We start from the raw sequence: 16,833 nt of genomic DNA on the forward strand, positions 1-16,833 counted from the left end.
CGTTGGACAGCAATGGTCGAGCCGGCTCATGCAAGCCTCGGCGGAAGCCATTGCTGCGATGCGATGGCAGGCAGGCATGAATACGTATGCACGTTCGCCGGTGGCCGCGCGGGGAGCCGTTAAGCTGCCCGCCACGCTGCGGCGCGCGCCCTTGCGCGGTGCGGGAAAGGAACAGGGACCGGTAATGAGTGATGCACCCTGGTGGCGCGGCGCCGTCACCTACCAGATCTATCCGCGCAGCTTCCTGGATACCAACGGCGACGGCGTAGGCGATCTTCCGGGGATCATCGAAAAGCTCGACTACGTGGCGAGCCTGGGTGTCGACGCGATCTGGATCTCGCCGTTCTTCAAGTCGCCGATGGCCGACTACGGCTACGACATCGCCGACTATTGCGATGTCGATCCGCTGTTCGGGCAACTGGAGGATTTCGACCGGCTGCTGGCCAAGGCGCACGGCCTGGGTATCCGGGTAATGATCGACCAGGTGCTCAGCCACACCTCGGTCGACCACGCCTGGTTCCAGGAAAGCCGCGCCAGCCGCGACAACCCCAAGGCCGACTGGTACGTCTGGGCGGACGCGAAGGACGACGGCTCGCCACCGAACAACTGGCTGTCGATCTTCGGCGGCGTCGCCTGGCAGTGGGAGCCGCGGCGCGGGCAGTATTTTCTGCACAACTTCCTGGCCTCGCAGCCGGACCTCAATTTCCACAACCCGGCGGTGCGCGCGGCGATCCTCGACTGCGTACGTTTCTGGCTGGAGCGTGGCGTCGATGGCCTGCGCCTGGATGCGATCAACTTCTGCTTCCACGACGCGCAACTGCGCGACAACCCGCCCAAGCCGAAGGACCAGCGCGTCGGCCGCGGCTTCAGCCCGGACAACCCCTACGCCTTCCAGTACCACTGGTACAACAACACGCAGCCGGAAAACCTGGCCTTCCTGGCCGAGCTGCGCGCACTGCTCGACCAGTACCCCGGCACGGTGGCGCTGGGCGAGATTTCTTCCGAGGACTCGCTGGCGACAATGGCCGAATACACCGGGGCCGGCCGCCTGCACATGGGCTACAGCTTCGAGTTGCTTACCGACGATTTCAGCGCCGCGCATATCCGCGGCACGGTGCAGCAACTGGAAGCCCAGATGCGGCAAGGCTGGCCGTGCTGGGCCATTTCCAACCACGACGTGGAGCGGGTGCTCAGCCGCTGGGGCAGGGCACGGCCGACCGCGCTGCTGGCCAACCTGTTCACCGCGATCGTCTGCTCGTTGCGCGGGTCGGTGTGCGTCTACCAGGGCGAGGAACTGGGCCTGACCGAGGCGCAGGTTCCGTTCGAGTCGCTCAAGGACCCATACGGCATCGCGTTCTGGCCGCAGTTCAAGGGCCGCGACGGGTGTCGCACGCCGATGCCCTGGAATGACGAAACGCACGCCGGCTTCAGCGGTGGCGAACCCTGGCTGCCGGTGCCGGACGAACATCGTGCGCTGGCCGTGGCGCGACAGGAAACCGACCTCGCCTCGGCGTTGCACGGCTTCCGTCGCATCCTCCGCTGGCGTCGCGGACAGCCTGCGTTGCGCTGGGGCGACATCGTCTTCCTCGACGCGCCCGAGCCTGTGCTTGCCTTCACGCGCAGCCACGAGGGCGAGACTGTGCTTGTCGCCTTCAACCTCGGCGCGACCGCGCTCGAAGCCGAGCTGGCGCTCGACGGCAGCTGGCAGGCCATCGACGGTCACGGGCTTCCGGAAGGCAGCTTCGCCTCCGGGCGGCTGCGGTTGCCCGCTCACGGGGTGGTGTTCGCGCGCGCCGCCTGAGCCGCGCTTGCGGGGGATCACGCGACAGTGAGCGGCCGGTGCGTAGATTCGCGATTGTTTCCTCCAAACAGGAGCCACCGCATGCCCAATCCCAAACCCACCGCCCAGCATCGGCACGGCACCGGCGACCGCAACGACGCCGACGTCGCCCGGATGGACCACAAGCTGCAGGAAAAACGCGACGCCAAGGAAACGCGCGACGCCGCGGAGGCCGACCGGGAAGCCAAACGCGAGGAAGGTTTCGACCGTTCGTAGCTGCCGCCGCAAAAAAAGAAAGCCCCGGAGGCCTGCGCCGCCGGGGCTTTCGTCTGGAACGGATTGGTGGAGTGGAGGAGGATCGAACTCCCGACCTTCGCATTGCGAACGCGACGCTCTCCCAGCTGAGCTACCACCCCACGCGAGCCGCGCATGTTAGCAGCGTCGCGTGGCGTTCGCCAAGAGGCTCCGGCGCGTCAGTCCGGCAACAACCCCGTCAGCGGCCCGTGCAGCACCTCGCGGCGCCAGCCTTCGAGAAAATCGGGCCATTCGCGCGTGGCGAGGTATTCCTCGAGCACCTTGCGCGGGCACAGCAGTCCGGCGGGGAGGTCGAGTTCGCCGGCCACGCGATCGATGGTGTCCTTCATCGCGGCGAGCGACTTCTTGGCCGCGCCCATCACGGGCATGGGAATCGCGGCGGTCGTCGCCAGTTCCTGCGCATCAAGGGCGGGTTTGATCAGTTCGAACAGTTCGGCTCGTTGGGGCGAACGCAGCGCCCGCTGGCCGCGGGCGCGCTGGTCCAGTTCGGCAAGGCTGGACGGCGGGTGCTGAGCGAAACCGAGTGCCAGCGCATCCTCCAGCAGCCACGAGCGTGGACGGTCGAGCGTGCGTGCGCTGCGGTCGCGCCATAGCAGGATGCGACGCAACAGTGCCTGCTGTTCGCGCGACCATTCCGCGGCGGCGCGGAAGCTGCGCTGCGGCTGAGGGTCGCCCTCGTGTGCGTTGGCGCGGCGCTTCAGTCGCTCGCAATCTTCCGCGTGCCATTGTGCGCGGCCACGCTCGACGAGCCGTGCCGCGAGGTGTGCATGGACCGGTTCCAGGTAGACCACATCCAGGGTGGCATACAACCGTTGCGACTCGGTGAGCGGGCGTTGCAGCCAGTCCGAGCGGGTTTCGCCCTTGTCCAGCTCCACGCCGACCAGTTCCGCAACCAATGCGCGGTAACTCATCCCCAGCCCCATGCCGACGAAGGCGGCCGCGATCTGGGTGTCAAACAGCGTGCCGGGGCCTTCGGGCAGCAGCGGGGCGAGGGCTTCCAGGTCCTCGCCGGCGCTGTGCATGACCGTTACCGTCGGCCCCGTGGCCAGGCGCGGCTGCAGCGCATCGCCGATATCGAAGGCCCGCGGGTCGACCAGCGCGTAGCGGCCGTTCCAACCCAACTGCAGTAATGCAAGCTGGGGGTGGAACGTGTTGCGGCGCATGAACTCGGTGTCGACACCCAATGCCGCGTCGGCCGGCAGTTCGGCCAGCCACGCGTCCAGCGTGTCGCGGCTATCGATCCATGTGGCGGCGGCCGCGATGGGCACGGACATGCGGAAGATTCCTCGGTGTCGGGTTCGGCGGGCGTCCCGGGCGCGCGACGCGCATTGCCCTGTCATCGGCCCTGCCATAAGGTGAGCGGCGCACGATAACAGCCTTGGGACCTTCATGCCGAGCAACGAAACCGTCCGCCTCCAGCGCACTCTCGGTGGCGCACTGGGCGTGCTCGTGCTCGGCGCGGCGCTGGTCTACCACTTCTTTCCGCGGGTCTTCCACGTGGACCCCGCCACGATGACGACCCGCCGGCCGGCCTCGATGGGCGTTGCCCCGCCTGCCGGGCAGCGTGCGTCGCGCACGCCGCTGGACGCAGAAGCCGATGCTGGCCCACCACTTACGCTGGCCCCGGCCGCGGTGATCGCGTCGAGGATGAACAAGGGCAACCAGCATCTTCCCGAACAGCTCAGCGCCGACACGCCGGAGGTGCAGGCATTGCTTGCGCGCGCCGACAAGGCCATGCAGGGCGGGCGGCTGGTCGGCGGAGAGGACAGCGCCGCCGCGTTCTACGCGCAGGCGTTGAAGGACAAGCCCGACAGCCGGGCCGCCGCACAGGGCGTCAACCAGGTGCGGGCGCAGGTGGTTGCACAGATCGGCCAGGACATCGCGGTCGGCGATGCCGACTCGGCCCAGGACCTGCTGGAGGGCCTGCGCGGTCTGCCCAACACGGCTGGCGACGTGGCCCAGTTGGAGCAGGGACTGAAGACGCTGGCCAAGGTTCGACCCATGCTCGCCCAGGCAGCCTCGCTGCTTCAGCAGGGCAAGGTTGACCAGCCACAGGGTGACAGCGCACTGGACGTTTACCGCCAGGTGCAGGCGCTCGATCCGCAGAACGCGATGGCGGAGCAAGGCATCTTCCAGGTGCAGCGGGCCGTGCTTGACCGTGCCCTCGCGGCTGTGGCGCAAAACGATTTCGCTGCTGCCGACCGGGCGCTGGCGGAAGCGGAAACCATCCGCCCCGGAGCGCAGCAACTGAGGGACGTGCGCAACCGCGTCGAGGGCATCCGTCGCCAGCGCGCCAGCGGGCTGTTGGCGCAGGCGCGTTCGGCGCTGGACGCCGGCAATCTTGACCTGGCACAGCGGCTTGCTGGCCAGGCACAGGCCCTGCAGCCGGACCTGAAGGGCATTGACGCGTTCCAGCAACAGCTCACCAACGCCCGGCTGTACGCCAGCTACAAGCCGGGGCAGGTGTTCAGCGATCGGTTCGTGGACCTGCCGGGTCATACGCCGGCGATGGTGGTGGTTCCCACTGGCAGCTTCCGCATGGGCGCGCCGGACGGGGAAGAGGACCATTCGGACGCGGAAACGCCCATGCATCAGGTCGCGCTGGACAAGGGTTTTGCGATGGCGCGTGCCGAGGTCACGGTCGGCCAGTTCCGCGAGTTCGTGCGGGCCAGCGGCTACCAGCCCGACTCGGTCAGGCTGGGGGGCGCCAGCGTGTACGACGAGCGCAGCGGCGTCCTGCGCGACGACTCGCATGCCACCTGGCAGGATGATTACGCCGGCCGCCCGGCCTCGGACGATCTGCCGGTAGTCAACGTGTCCTGGCGCGATGCCAGGGCCTACGCTGCCTGGCTCGGTGAACGCACTGGCAAGCGCTACCGCCTGCCGAGCGAGGCCGAGTTCGAGTACGCGCTGCGTGGCGGTACCCAGACCCGCTTCTGGTGGGGCGGACAGGCGCCCACGCGCAGGGTGGAGAACCTCACCGGCAGCGGCGACCGGTCACCCAGCGGTCGGCGCTGGAGCAACGCCTTTCCCAGCTACCGCGATGGTTACTGGGGCCCGGCGCCGGGGGCGAGCTTCGTGGCGAACCCGTTCGGCCTGTACGACATCGATGGCAACGTTTCCGAATGGGTCGCCGACTGCTGGCACGACAATTACGTGCGCGCACCCGTCGACGGCAGCGCCTGGCTCAATCCTGGCTGCAGCGTGCACGTCGTGCGCGGCGGTTCGTGGGGCAGTTCGCCCGACCAGGTGCGCTCGGCCTACCGGCAGGGCGCGGACGGCAGCGTGCGCAGCGGACGCGTGGGCTTCCGCGTCGTTCGCGAACTGTAGACACGCGCCTGAAGAGGATGCCCCAACGGCCGGAGCGCGGGCCCGCAAGGGGCGCGCGAAACGACCTACCCAAGCCATGCGACATCTGCAAGACTGCATATCCGGCCAGCGGTTGCGCGCTGCTCGCCGGATGCCCGGCAGGCGGAGCCTTCCGGGGGGAGGGCGCAATGAATCCGGAAACCGTACGCTTGTTCGTGCCGTTCAGCGGTGAGGCTCCCTGGATCGTGAAGGGGGATGCCTCCCGTGTGGGAACCTATCCCACGCGCGCCGAGGCGATCTCGGCGGCCGTGCGGGTGCGTGCCAAGCTGGCGCGCGCCTGGGGTCTCCAGCATCCGCCGGTGCGCGTGCAGGAGAGCGACGGCAGCTGGCATGAACTGGCCGATCCGGACTCCACGACTCTGTTGCAATAGGTAACCCAATGGAAAAGACGTCCGGCCCCTGGCGGATTCTGCTGGTCGAAGACGAGATGCTGGTGGCCATGTTGCTGGAAGACATGCTTTCCGAGGCCGGCCACACCATCATCGGGCCGATGGCGCGCATCGAACAGGCGGTGGAAGCCGCTCGCACGGAAGCGATCGATCTGGCGATCCTCGACGTGAACGTCGGGGGCGACGAGGTGTACCCCGTCGCGGAGGCCCTGGCGGCCCGCGAGATCCCCTTCGCCTTCGCCACCGGCTATGGCGCCCATGGCCTGCGCGAACCCTGGCAGGAACGCCCCACCCTGCAGAAGCCATTCCACCGAAACGACCTGTTCCGGATGGTGGCCGAGCTCGCATCGTCCTATTCTTGCTAGGCCTTCGATCTCGTCGCCGCCAATACGTGGAAGCAACGGAGCCTTGCTTCGGTTAGGATCGGGACTGGCCGGATTCATCGCGATTTCACGCGGAATTCGGTTGATTTATACGGATGAACGCTCTGAGCAGGTGGGGCTCGGGATGCCGGGGGAAGGGAAGATGCCACGGGAACTATGGAAGCGCGCCTGGATGCGCCAGGTCGCCGTAGCCGCCGCCTACGCGCTTGCATATAGCGCAGCGCACCACCTGTCCTTCTCCCACTGGGCAGTGTTTGCCGGCGTCCGACTCAGCGCGTTGCTGTTCGTTCCGTATCGCTACTGGCCCGCGCTCGCCGTCGGCGAGGGAGCGGCGCTGGTCGGCAACGCCGTGGATTGCGCAAGCGTGTACGGCTGGCTGTGGGGCAGCACGTACATGGTGCCGCCGATGCTGTTCGCCATGCCGGTCGCGCGCTGGTGCCGGGAACGCCGGCGTCTTTTCCCCACGCCATCCACGACGAATACCAACGTCCTGCTGCTGACGATCTTCCTGGTCGCCCTTATCGGAACGACCGTGAACATGGCCACGTATTCGATGATGCGCGGCGTGGAGGTCGATCATTTCGAGGTCAAGATGCTGGTGGTCGCCGGCTGGTACTTCGTGGGCAACTACATGGGCATGCTCGCCCTCGTGCCAGTTGTCTTGCTTGTGCGCGAGGCATTGGCCACCAGCGATGGAGCCGGGCTTTGGACGCGCTTTTCGGAAAGCCGTCTGGTCATGGATACGGCGTGCTTGCTGCTTCCGTCGCTGGCATTGCTGGTCTGGCTGGCATCGAGTGTCCCGGGCGAGGCCGGGGAGGAAGCCAGGGTCGCGATGTTCCTGCCCGTGGCGTGGCTCTCGCTGCGACATGGTTGGCGCGGAGCTGCCGTAGGTGGGACCGTAGCCAGTATCGCGGTCGTGCTTTCGATGCCGGCAGTCGAAGATAGCGACACGCTGCACGCGCAGGTGTTCGTTGCCTTTACCACCACCACCATGCTGATGCTCGGCGGGCGCATTGCAGCGCTACACGAAAGAGAGGATCGCAAGCTGACAGACGCCCGCATGGCGTTTGCGGTGGCCCAGCGCAACATTTCCCTGGGTGAATTGCAGCTGCGGCAAACCTCCCACGCCCTCGAGCAGATGAGCGGCCTCATCCAGGCTTCCTATGCCCAGCTGCTTGGCAGGCTGCGCTGTCTGCTGCCCGGGACCGACGAGCGCAGCTACTGTCGGCAAGCGGCGATCACGCAGCATCAGATGTACCGGCTCGCTGATTCGCTGTATCCCTTGGCCTGGCAGGAGCGAGGTTTGAGGGCCGCGCTGCGCGAGGGAGCGATGCCGCGCGCGCTGGACGAGGCGGGCATCGCCTATTGGTGCAACATCAGGGGCGCCGAACTCGACGAGTTGTCCAACGGTCTGCGCATCGCGCTTTACCGGCTGGCGTGCGAGGCCGTAACCCTCGCCTGTTCAAAGCGAAACGTCAGCCGCATCAGCTTGCAGCTGCGATGCGGGTCCTTTGGAGGACGTCGCTGGGCGGTACTCTGCGTGGATGCCCAGGTCGACTACGCCCAGCTCGGCAAGGTGCGTTGGGACGATCTGTTTCCCGCACTGGGGGGCAGTGGCCTCGGCTTGGGAGCCATCAAGGACAGGGCGATCATCTTCGAGGGAAGGGCGCGGGAACGAGCGTTGGGGGGCGGCCAGCGCGTCAGCGTCATACTCTACGATCCCGATATTTCGTAAAACAAAAAAAACCGCCTTTCGAGGCGGTTTTTTTTTGCTGTCAATTCAGGTGGCCATTGCATTCGGCCGGATTATCGCACGGGGACACAAGGCTGGTCGTTGTAAGCGGTGATACCGAGAAACGCGTGGTCCCATCACTCATCGGTACGGCGTCGAGCTGGATATCGCCATCCTTGTACACGGTTTCGGTGTAGGAGGTCAGCGGTACCGCCGTGGTGTCCGCAGCCGACGATTGCTGTGGCGTGGAAACACGCTGGGCATCGCGCCCCATGGGAAGAACCAGGAACTGGCCGCCGGCGGTGCCGAATGCGACACGAACATTACCGCTGGTGTCGTTGACCTGTATGTAGTGAATTCCGTTATTGGCGAATACATATACATGCCAATGCCCATTTGCGCTTACATCCTGTGCATTGGGCCAAGCCTGTCCCAGACCTTCATTGAGGGGCGCTGCCGACACGGCGGTGCCCGCAATCCCCATGGCGATCAGGCTCGCACAAATGGCGCGACGAAACGAAGATTTGCTCATGACAATTTTCCCCTAGTTGATTGCTCACTGATTGAGCTTCGCCACTCTATCAGCAGCAAAAGTGATCTTTTTGAGAAGTCGCGAGTGCTAATGCAAACCTGTGCGGCGGTTGTCGCGGTGGTGGACCGCGGGTTTCCAATTGCAGCGTCCGGCACGTCGACTGATGGATGACTGTTCTCTCGCAATGCCGGACAAAAAAAAGCCCGCGCGTGGCGGGCTCTTTCGATACGGATCTTGTGGTACCGGTGATAGGACTCGAACCTACACTCTGTCGCCAGAAGCGGATTTTGAGTCCGCCGCGTCTACCATTCCGCCACACCGGCACAAGAAGGGGGATTATGCCCGGCTCAGTGCACCGGGTCGAGTCCCAGTTGGCGCTCGCAGCGCTCGTAGCCGTGATCCTCGGGCAGTGGCCGGAAGATCGCGCAGCGGGTCATGTTGCCCGCATAGATGTGCAGGCTGACCGCGATGGCGTCTTCGCTGGGGTTGCGGATCGTGTGGTATTCGTGCGGCGGGATCAGGCTGCCCGCCGACCCTGGACCAGCCTGGATCGAGCCGACCGGCTGGAAGCGGCAATGGCCGTCCTCGTCGGCGAGTCGCTCGTATTGCACCACCTCCAGCGCGCCGCTCCAGACGCCCTCGACGCACCACATGCCGCAGTGGTCGTGGATCGGCGTCCCCTGTCCGGGGCCCCAGGTCATCGCCACGACGCAGTAGCCGTGTTTCTCGCTGCGGTAGAGCTCACGTCGGGCGTAGCGGCCTTCGGCGGTCTCGAACACGCAATCGGGCAGCTTGACTGCACCGGTGCGCATCAGCTTGCACAGGCCGTTGCGCAGGGTGTCGGTGACGGCAAAGGTGGTTTCCATGCCGACGGCATGATCGATCGCATCGATCAGTTCGCGGCAGCCGGGAAATTCCGTAGTGAGCATGGGGATTCTCGCGGTGCGACTTCACGCGGAGTTTAGCGCACGACTGTTAGCCAGCCGAGACGGACTCGTCAGGGATTCACACACGGGCGAGGAAGCCACCGATGGCGCGGCTGTAGTTGGGAATGTCCACGAGGAAGGCGTCGTGGCCCTGCGGCGAGTCCAGCGCCACGAATTCCACCTGGGCGCCGGCGGCCGAAAGCCCGGTGGCGATCTGTTCCTGCTGTTCGAGCGGAAACAGGATGTCGGTGCTGACGCCGATCACAAGCGCGCGCTCGATCCGGATGCGCTTGAGGCCTTCCATGATGTCGCCACCACCGTACTCGCCGATGTCGAACCAGTCGCTGGCGCGCGACAGATAGAGGTAGGAGTTGGGATCGAAGCTGCGCACGAAGCGTTGCGCGTGGCCCTGCAGGTAGGACTCGACCTGGAACTCGAAACCGAACGGCTCCTCCTCGCGCTTTTCCGGATCCAGCCGGATGCGCGCGAATCGGCCGTTCCATTCCATCGCGGATCGGTAGGTGATCACGCCCAGCTTGCGCGCGATGCTCATGCCCATCTCGGGATAGCGGCCACCGTCGCTGTCATGGATGTCGTAGTCACCGCCGTTCCACTGCGGATCGAGCCGGATCGCCTCGCGTTGCAGCGAGCGGATGGCGATGGCGAAGGGTTGCGCCTGCGGCGCGGTGTCCACGCTGACATGCGCACGTACGCTGTCCGGGTGCAGAACCATATAGGCCAGCGCGCCCATCCCGCCCATCGAACAGCCGATGAGGCAGGCCAGCTGTTCGATGCCGAGGCCGTGGCGCACCAGATCGAAGGCGGCGTTGGCCACATCCTCCAGCGCCAGCTCCGGGAAGCGCAGACGGTAGGGCTCGCCGGTGGCCGGGTCGATCGAAGCCGGGCAGGTCGAGCCCTTGTCGCTGCCCAGCGAGTTCACGCAGATCACGAACCATCGATCGGTGTCGATCGCCTTGCCCGGACCGAGCATCTCCTCCCACCAGCCTGGCGTCGGGTCGTCTGCGTTGGAGGCGGCGTGCGCACTGGGCGAGAGACCGGTGAGGATCAGCACGGCGTTGTCGCGATTCTGCCTCAGCTGACCCCAGGTTTCGTACGCGACCCGCGCCGCCTGCAACTGGCCGCCGCGCTTCATCGCGAACGGCGAGGGCAGGGCATGGTAGCGACGGGCGTCGGGCGCGTGCGTGGTCATGGGTGGACCTTGTCGATGACGATCCGGATCGGCCCGGCCTGGTCCACCGCCACCACGCCGGCATCACCCTCCAGGTCGCCGGCCTGGGCGATGGCCTGGCCGCTGGCGCTGATCCGCGCGCCGACGAGCACCTTGTCCGCCGAGGAGAGCTTCAGCTGCGGCGCCATCGCCATGGCGTCGGTCAGCGTGACCGTGGCCGGCAATTGCGAAGCATCCAGCCGTGCCACGGCAAGCGGCATCGGCGGTCCCCGTTCGGCGCGCGCGTAGACGAAAAGCGCGGCGCCGGGCTTGAGCTTGTCGCGCAACGCGGGGGCAAGCTGCACCCGCACCGTGAGGCGGGGGCCTTCAACGTTGGTGGCGGAGGCCGGTTTCCCGCCGGCACGCGCTTCGGCCACGGCGATCTGCTCGGTCACCGCCTTGGCCACGTTGGAGCCCGGCTCCAACAATGGTTGCAGGCGGCGCCAGGTGGCGGCCGAGGCGGCGTAATCCTCGTGCTGGAACTGGCTGATGCCGAGCAGCCAAAGACCGCGCTGGTTGGCTGGATCGGACTGCACCGCCTGCTTGAGCAGATCGAGGGCACGGCCCTCGATGCGGTGGTCGTCGCGAACCATCGAATCGGCCTCGGCCCATCCGACCATCGCCGCGCCATTCTTCGGATCCAGGCGCAGCGCCTGGTCGTAGGCTTCGCGCGCTTGCGCGTTCTGGTGAAGGGCCGCCTCGGTCTGTGCCAGCAACATCCAGCCTTGCAGGTCATCCGGCTGCTGCTTGAGATGGTCGCGCAGCTCGGTGACAGCCTGGTCGATGTCCATCGACGGCTGTGCCGCAACGCCGTCGAGTGCCACCGGCGTTCCCACCAGCAGATAGATCCCGCCAGCGGCCAGGGGCACGACGAAGGCGACCGCCAGCACCACTGCGAACAGGCCGCCAGGGCGGCCCTGGCGCCGACCGTGCCGCACCAGTGGCCAGAGCAGCAGCGCGAGCGCCGCCGCGATCATCGCGGCAGCGATCAGGTAGAACGCGAGCTTCACCAATCGTCCCCTTGTTCGATCGTGGCGTTGTCGACCAGCCGGCTGTCGATGCGTGTGGCGCGGCCGCGTTTGCGGATGGTCATCAGTACGACCGCGCCACCCATCAGCAGGAACAGCGCGGGACCGAACCAGAGCAGCCAGGTGGACGGCTTGACCGGCGGGTCGTACAGCACGAAGTCGGAGTACCGGTCGACCAGGTATTGCTTGATCTGGTCATCCGTCTTGCCCTGCTGCATCAGGCCGAACACCTCATGGCGCAGATCGCGCGCCAGGTCGGCGTTGGAGTCGGCGAGGTTCTCGTTCTGGCAGACCAGGCAGCGCAGCTGGCGCGTCAGGTTCTGGAATCGGATTTCCTGGGCGTGATCCTTGAAGGGCAGCGGGTCGATCGCCTGGGCGTTCGCCACGCCCGAGAACGCGATGAACAGCGCGAAGAGCAACTGCAGGAGCGCCCCCGGGCGCGGCCCGCATGCCGCGCGCCCGCGCCCAAGAGCACTCCGGCAGGGAAGCAGGACGCTCATGGCGCCTCCTGCTTGAGCTGCGCGATCAGCGGCTTGAGCTCGCGCTCGATCACTTCGGGCGTGAACGGCCCGATGTGCTTGTAGCGGATCGTACCCCTGGCATCGATCAGGAAGCTTTCCGGCGCGCCGTACACGCCAAAGTCGATGGCGGTGCGGCCGGGCTGGTCGGCGATCACCATGTCGTACGGATTGCCGTGCTGGGCAAGCCAAGCCTTGGCATCCTCGGGCGCGTCCTTGTAATCGTAACCGACCAATGGAACCCCCAGAGTGCGGCCTTCGGCCATGAGCACCGGATGCTCCTCGCCGCAGGCGATGCACCAGCTGGCGAACACGTTGACCAGGTAAGGCTTGCCCAGCATCGAGGCCTTGCTGACCGTCCTGGTGGGGTCGTCCAGCAACGGCAGAACGAACTCGGGCGCCGGCTTGCCGATCAGTGGCGATGGCACCTCGCGCGGGTCATGCCGGGTATTCCACCAGATGCCGAAACCAAACAGACCCACCAGCATCAGGAAGCCGATCAGCGGCAGCGAACGGCTCATGCACGTGATTCCTCGACCGGGAGGACGGGCTCGGCCGCAACCTTGGCGGCCGAGCGTCTGGCCCGGAAGCGCTTGTCCGCGCCGGCCACGAAACCGCCCAGCATCATGAACAGGCCACCTGCCCAGATCCAGCGCACGAACGGCTTGGCGTAGAGCCGCAGCGCCCAGGCGCCTTCGAGCTTGTTCGGATCCATCGGCTCGCCGAGGGCCACATAGAGATCGCGGGTGACGCCCGGGTCGATCGCCGATTCGGTCTGCACCTGACCGCGCGGATAGGTACGCTTCTGTGGGTGCATGACGTCGATCGTCTTGCCGTCACGCATCACCGTGACCGTGCCTTGCTCGGCGTGCCAGTTGGGACCGCGGGTGGCGTCCACGCCATCGAAGCGGAACGTGTAGGCGCCCACGGTCTGCGTATCGCCCGGCGCCATGCGCACGTCGCGGGTGACGCTCAGGGACTCGGACAGCAGCACGCCGACAAGGAACACGCCCAGGCCGAAATGCGCCAGCAGCATGCCGGCCATCTCGGCGGGGTAGCGCCGCCCGCGCGGCATCTCGCGCCAGCGCTTGTAGACGTAAAGCAGCGTTCCGACGCCGCACCACACCGCCGCTGCCACGCCGGCGATCGCCTTCGCCTGACCCTGCACGAAGAACGCGGCCACGATCGCGCACGCGACCGCGGCGATGGTCACCCGCAGCAGCACGCTCTTGAGCGGGCCGGCCTCGCTCTTGCCCCAGCGCAGGAACGGACCGAACGGCAACAACAGGACCACCGGCAGCATCAGCAGCGGGAACAGGAAGCCGAAGTAGGGCGGGCCGACCGAGATCTTGCCCAGGTGCAGCGCGTCCCCGATCAGCGGGAACAGCGTGCCCAGCAGCACCATGGCAGCGGCCACGGTGAACATCAGGTTGGCGATCAGGATCACCGTCTCCCGTGAGAGCAACGCGAACGACTTGCCGCCGGCGACTTTCGGGGCACGCACCGCGTACAGCAGCAGCGAACCGCCGATCACGATCGCCAGGAAGGCCAGGATGTACAGGCCGCGGCGCGGATCGGAGGCGAACGCATGCACGCTGGTCAGCACGCCCGAGCGCACCAGGAAGGTACCCAGCAGCGACAGCGAGAAAGCGAAGATCGAAAGCAGGATCGTCCATGCGCGGAGTGAACCGCGCTTCTCGGTCACCGCCTGCGCATGGATCAGCGCCACGCCCACCAGCCACGGCATGAAACTGGCGTTTTCGACCGGATCCCAGAACCACCAACCACCCCAGCCCAGCTCCGCGTAGGCCCACCAGCTGCCGGCGACGATGCCGCAGGTGAGGAACGCCCAGGCGGCGTTGGTCCACGGTCGGGCCCAACGCACCCAGCCCTGTTCCAGCGAGCCGCCCAGCAGCGCGGCGATGGAGAAGGCGAAGGCCACCGAGAAGCCTACGTAGCCCATGTACAGCACGGGCGGGTGGAAGGTCATACCCGGGTCCTGCAGCACCGGGTTCAGGTCGCCACCGTCAGGCGGCATCGGCAGCAGGCGCGCGAAGGGATTGGAGGTGAAGACGATGAAGGCCAGGAAGCCGACCGCCACGATGCCGAGCACGCCCAGCACGCGCGCCAGGAACTCCTCCGGCAACTGGCGGCTGAAGGCGGCCAGTGCGACCGTCCAGACGTTGAGGATCAGCACCCACAGCAGCATCGAACCTTCGTGCGCGCCCCATACCGCAGCGATGCGGTAGTACCAGGGCAGGGCGAGGTTCGAGTTGTCGGCTACGTACTGGACCGAGAAATCGAACGTCAGGAACGCCCACACCAGCAGGCCGAACGCCAGCGCCACGAATACCGCCTGGCCTGCGGCGGCCGGGCGCGCGGTTGCCATCAGCGCGCGATTGCCGCGCCAGGCGCCGACCAGCGGAAGCACGCCCTGCGCCAGGGCGAGCAGCATGGCGAGGATAAGGGCGAGCTGGCCAAGTTCGGGAGTCATTGCGGGGCCTCGTTGGCGGCCACGGTCTTGCCGTGGTGCGCCTTCTCCATGGCGTCCTTCAGTTCCTTGGGCATGTAGGTTTCATCGTGCTTGGCCAGCACTTCGGTCGCCACGAAATGACCGTCAGCCATGTGTCCCGTGGCGATCACCGACTGGTTGTCGCGGAACAGGTCCGGAAGGATGCCGGTGTACTCGACCGGCATCGCGCCGTCGGCGTCGATGACGGTGAAGCCGACCTTGAGCGACTCGCCCGAGCGCTCGATCGAGCCGGCCTTGACCATGCCGCCAAGGCGGAAGGTCTTGTACGCCTCGGCCTGGCCGGCGCGCACCTGGCTCGGGGTAAACAGGTAGTTCATGTTCTGCTGCAGGGCGAACACGGTCAGCCCCACCGCCACCAAGGCGGCGGCGAGCACGAGCAGGACGATGATCAGGCGGCGTTTGCGGGTCGGGTTCATGGATTCACGGCGGGCGAGGCGGCGCGTTGCTGGCGCGCCGTTTGACGCGCCAGTCGGGCGCGAAGTTCACGCAAGTTGCGGCGGCGGCGCAGCAGCGGGGAAATGAAATCGGCCAGCAGCACGATGAAAAACACGGCATAAGCCGGCCACACGTATGCGGCGTAACCGCCCATGGCGAGGAACTGGCTCATGCCTGTTCCCCCGAGGCCTGTCCGCCGGTGGCGATCCTGCGCACCCAGTCCTTGCCGCCTTCGAGCTCGAGCAGGTCCGCACGCACGCGTCCGAACAGGCTGGCCACGTAGTACAGCTTGGTCGCCAGCATCATGGTCAGCAGCGGCCACAACATGTCCATGCTGATCTTGGAGGGGCCAAGGATGCGTACGGTCGAGCCCTGGTGCAGCGTGTTCCACCAGTTCACCGAGAAGTGCACGATCGGCACGTTGATGATGCCGATGATGGCCAGGAACGCGGCGGCCCGGGCGCCTTGCCGGCGGTCCTCGAAGGCGTGGTACAGCCCGATCACGCCCAGGTACAGGAACAGCAGCACCAGCTCGGAGGTCAGTCGCGCGTCCCAGGTCCACCAGGTGCCCCACATCGGCTTGCCCCACAGCGAACCGGTGACCAGGGTGATGAAGGTGAACGCTGCGCCGATCGGCGCCGATTCCATGGCCACCGCTTCGGCCAGCTTGATGCGCCAGACCAGGGCGATGAACGAAGCCACCGCCATCACGCCATAGATGAACAGCCCCATCCACGCGCTGGGCACGTGGATGAAGATGATCCGGTAGGCGTCGCCCTGCTGGTAATCAGCGGGCGCCAACACCAGTCCGCCGTACAGGCCGATCGCCCCGGCGATCAGCGCCAGCGCCAGGAACCATGGCCGCAGCGTGCCGGCGAAGCGGTAGAAGATCGGCGGCGAGCCGAGCTTGTGCAGCCAGAGGGGAATCCACTTGGACATGGTGTCAGGCGTCCAAAGCAATGCGAAGGGCGGCGGCGCAGGCGAGCGGTGCAAGCACCAGGGCCAGGGCGAGCGCCGCACCGAGCCAGGCGATCGGGGCAACCCACGGTAACCCCTGTTGGGCGGCCGCGACCGCACCTGCGGCAAAGATGACCACCGGCACGCACAGTGGCAGCAGCATCAGGGCGAGCAGCATACCAGAGCGCCGCGTTCCGGCCGTCAGCGCGACCAGCACCGCGCCCAGCAGGCTGAGCATCGGCGTGGCCAGCAGCAACGCCAGCATGAGTACGCCCATCACCGGCACGGGCAGGTGCAGCATGCCGGCCAGCAGCGGTGCGATCACGATCAGCGGAAGCGCGGTGGTGAGCCAGTGGGCGAGAATCTTCATCGCCAGCATCATCGCCAGCGGCTGGGGTGCAAGTACCAGTTGCTCCAGCGAACCGTCCTCGATGTCGCTGCGGAACATGGCATCGAGCGCCAGTAGCATCGCCAGCAGCACGGTGACCAGCACTACACCGCCGGCGATGCGCTGAAGCAGGGCATCCTCCGGCCCGAGCGCGAACGGAAAGAGCGTGGCCACGATCAACGCGTACAACACCGGCATGGCTATGTCGCCGCGGCGGCGCCAGGCGAGCGTGAGGTCTCGCCGCAGCACGGCCGCGCAGGCGACCGCAAGCGAGGCCCGGCTCATGCAGGCAGCTCCGGTGTCGGTGACGAACCAACCAT

The 16,833-nt window shown here is 66.6% G+C and carries 18 protein-coding genes and 2 tRNA genes; 6 read left to right on the forward strand and 14 right to left on the reverse strand.

The window, feature by feature from the left end; genetic code table 11:
* Positions 1-184: 184 nt before the first annotated feature.
* Positions 185-1,801, forward strand: a complete 1,617-nt coding sequence (locus ACFWZ1_RS08340; protein ID WP_439666053.1) for an alpha-glucosidase family protein — start codon at positions 185-187, stop codon at positions 1,799-1,801.
* 81 nt (positions 1,802-1,882) lie between these two features.
* Complete coding sequence (locus tag ACFWZ1_RS08345; protein ID WP_231325488.1) at positions 1,883-2,056, forward strand: hypothetical protein; 174 nt, start codon at positions 1,883-1,885, stop codon at positions 2,054-2,056.
* Positions 2,057-2,120: 64 nt separating this feature from the next.
* Here ACFWZ1_RS08345 and ACFWZ1_RS08350 read toward each other — a convergent pair.
* Together ACFWZ1_RS08350 and ACFWZ1_RS08355 are read right to left on the reverse strand one after the other, a co-directional pair.
* Positions 2,121-2,196, reverse strand: a tRNA-Ala gene (locus ACFWZ1_RS08350).
* Between the two features lie 57 nt (positions 2,197-2,253).
* A complete protein-coding gene (locus ACFWZ1_RS08355; RefSeq protein WP_439666054.1) occupies positions 2,254-3,369 on the reverse strand; it encodes a ribonuclease D in 1,116 nt (371 codons plus the stop codon).
* Positions 3,370-3,484: 115 nt separating this feature from the next.
* Here ACFWZ1_RS08355 and ACFWZ1_RS08360 point away from each other — a divergent pair, with 115 nt between their 5' ends.
* The 4 genes from ACFWZ1_RS08360 (at position 3,485) to ACFWZ1_RS08375 (ending at position 7,971) form a co-directional block, all read left to right on the forward strand.
* On the forward strand, positions 3,485-5,425 hold the full coding sequence (locus tag ACFWZ1_RS08360) for an SUMF1/EgtB/PvdO family nonheme iron enzyme (protein WP_439666055.1): 1,941 nt from the start codon (positions 3,485-3,487) through the stop codon (positions 5,423-5,425).
* 167 nt (positions 5,426-5,592) lie between these two features.
* Complete coding sequence (locus ACFWZ1_RS08365; RefSeq protein WP_231325494.1) at positions 5,593-5,835, forward strand: DUF2188 domain-containing protein; 243 nt, start codon at positions 5,593-5,595, stop codon at positions 5,833-5,835.
* An 8-nt stretch (positions 5,836-5,843) separates the two neighbouring features.
* The gene (locus ACFWZ1_RS08370) at positions 5,844-6,218 is read left to right on the forward strand and encodes a response regulator (RefSeq protein WP_439666056.1); all 375 of its coding nucleotides are present in this window, start codon (positions 5,844-5,846) and stop codon (positions 6,216-6,218) included.
* A gap of 190 nt (positions 6,219-6,408) precedes the next feature.
* Positions 6,409-7,971 carry an MASE1 domain-containing protein gene (locus tag ACFWZ1_RS08375; RefSeq protein WP_439666057.1) on the forward strand — a complete coding sequence of 521 codons (1,563 nt, stop codon included), beginning with the start codon at positions 6,409-6,411 and terminating at the stop codon, positions 7,969-7,971.
* Positions 7,972-8,011: 40 nt separating this feature from the next.
* Here the strand turns inward: ACFWZ1_RS08375 and ACFWZ1_RS08380 are convergent, their stop codons facing one another.
* From ACFWZ1_RS08380 to ccmB, 12 genes are all read right to left on the reverse strand, one after another.
* Complete coding sequence (locus ACFWZ1_RS08380; protein ID WP_439666058.1) at positions 8,012-8,500, reverse strand: hypothetical protein; 489 nt, start codon at positions 8,498-8,500, stop codon at positions 8,012-8,014.
* Positions 8,501-8,737: 237 nt separating this feature from the next.
* Positions 8,738-8,823 (reverse strand) — tRNA-Leu (locus tag ACFWZ1_RS08385).
* A gap of 24 nt (positions 8,824-8,847) precedes the next feature.
* Positions 8,848-9,429: a cysteine dioxygenase gene (locus tag ACFWZ1_RS08390; protein WP_439666059.1), complete on the reverse strand. Its 582-nt coding sequence runs from the start codon at positions 9,427-9,429 to the stop codon at positions 8,848-8,850.
* A 76-nt stretch (positions 9,430-9,505) separates the two neighbouring features.
* On the reverse strand, positions 9,506-10,636 hold the full coding sequence (gene metX / locus ACFWZ1_RS08395; RefSeq protein WP_439666060.1) for a homoserine O-acetyltransferase MetX: 1,131 nt from the start codon (positions 10,634-10,636) through the stop codon (positions 9,506-9,508).
* Complete coding sequence (locus ACFWZ1_RS08400; protein WP_439666061.1) at positions 10,633-11,664, reverse strand: tetratricopeptide repeat protein; 1,032 nt, start codon at positions 11,662-11,664, stop codon at positions 10,633-10,635. The genes metX and ACFWZ1_RS08400 overlap by 4 nt, the downstream gene beginning before the upstream one ends.
* A complete protein-coding gene (locus ACFWZ1_RS08405; RefSeq protein WP_439666062.1) occupies positions 11,661-12,182 on the reverse strand; it encodes a cytochrome c-type biogenesis protein in 522 nt (173 codons plus the stop codon). Before ACFWZ1_RS08405 ends, ACFWZ1_RS08400 begins: the two co-directional genes overlap by 4 nt.
* Complete coding sequence (locus tag ACFWZ1_RS08410) at positions 12,179-12,721, reverse strand: DsbE family thiol:disulfide interchange protein (protein WP_439666063.1); 543 nt, start codon at positions 12,719-12,721, stop codon at positions 12,179-12,181. Before ACFWZ1_RS08410 ends, ACFWZ1_RS08405 begins: the two co-directional genes overlap by 4 nt.
* Positions 12,718-14,694 (reverse strand): heme lyase CcmF/NrfE family subunit, encoded by a 1,977-nt coding sequence (locus tag ACFWZ1_RS08415; protein WP_439666064.1) that lies wholly within the window; start codon positions 14,692-14,694, stop codon positions 12,718-12,720. The genes ACFWZ1_RS08410 and ACFWZ1_RS08415 overlap by 4 nt, the downstream gene beginning before the upstream one ends.
* Positions 14,691-15,149, reverse strand: a complete 459-nt coding sequence (gene ccmE / locus ACFWZ1_RS08420) for a cytochrome c maturation protein CcmE (RefSeq protein WP_439666065.1) — start codon at positions 15,147-15,149, stop codon at positions 14,691-14,693. Before ccmE ends, ACFWZ1_RS08415 begins: the two co-directional genes overlap by 4 nt.
* On the reverse strand, positions 15,146-15,340 hold the full coding sequence (gene ccmD, locus ACFWZ1_RS08425) for a heme exporter protein CcmD (protein WP_231325512.1): 195 nt from the start codon (positions 15,338-15,340) through the stop codon (positions 15,146-15,148). Before ccmD ends, ccmE begins: the two co-directional genes overlap by 4 nt.
* Positions 15,337-16,107, reverse strand: a complete 771-nt coding sequence (locus tag ACFWZ1_RS08430; RefSeq protein ID WP_231325514.1) for a heme ABC transporter permease — start codon at positions 16,105-16,107, stop codon at positions 15,337-15,339. Before ACFWZ1_RS08430 ends, ccmD begins: the two co-directional genes overlap by 4 nt.
* A gap of 4 nt (positions 16,108-16,111) precedes the next feature.
* Entirely contained in the window at positions 16,112-16,798 is a 687-nt protein-coding gene (gene ccmB / locus ACFWZ1_RS08435; protein WP_231325516.1) for a heme exporter protein CcmB, read from the reverse strand.
* Positions 16,799-16,833 lie beyond the last annotated feature (35 nt).

Origin of the sequence: Frateuria sp. GZRe14 (assembly GCF_051900395.1) — a bacterium.
GTDB lineage: Bacteria > Pseudomonadota > Gammaproteobacteria > Xanthomonadales > Rhodanobacteraceae > Frateuria_A > Frateuria_A edaphi.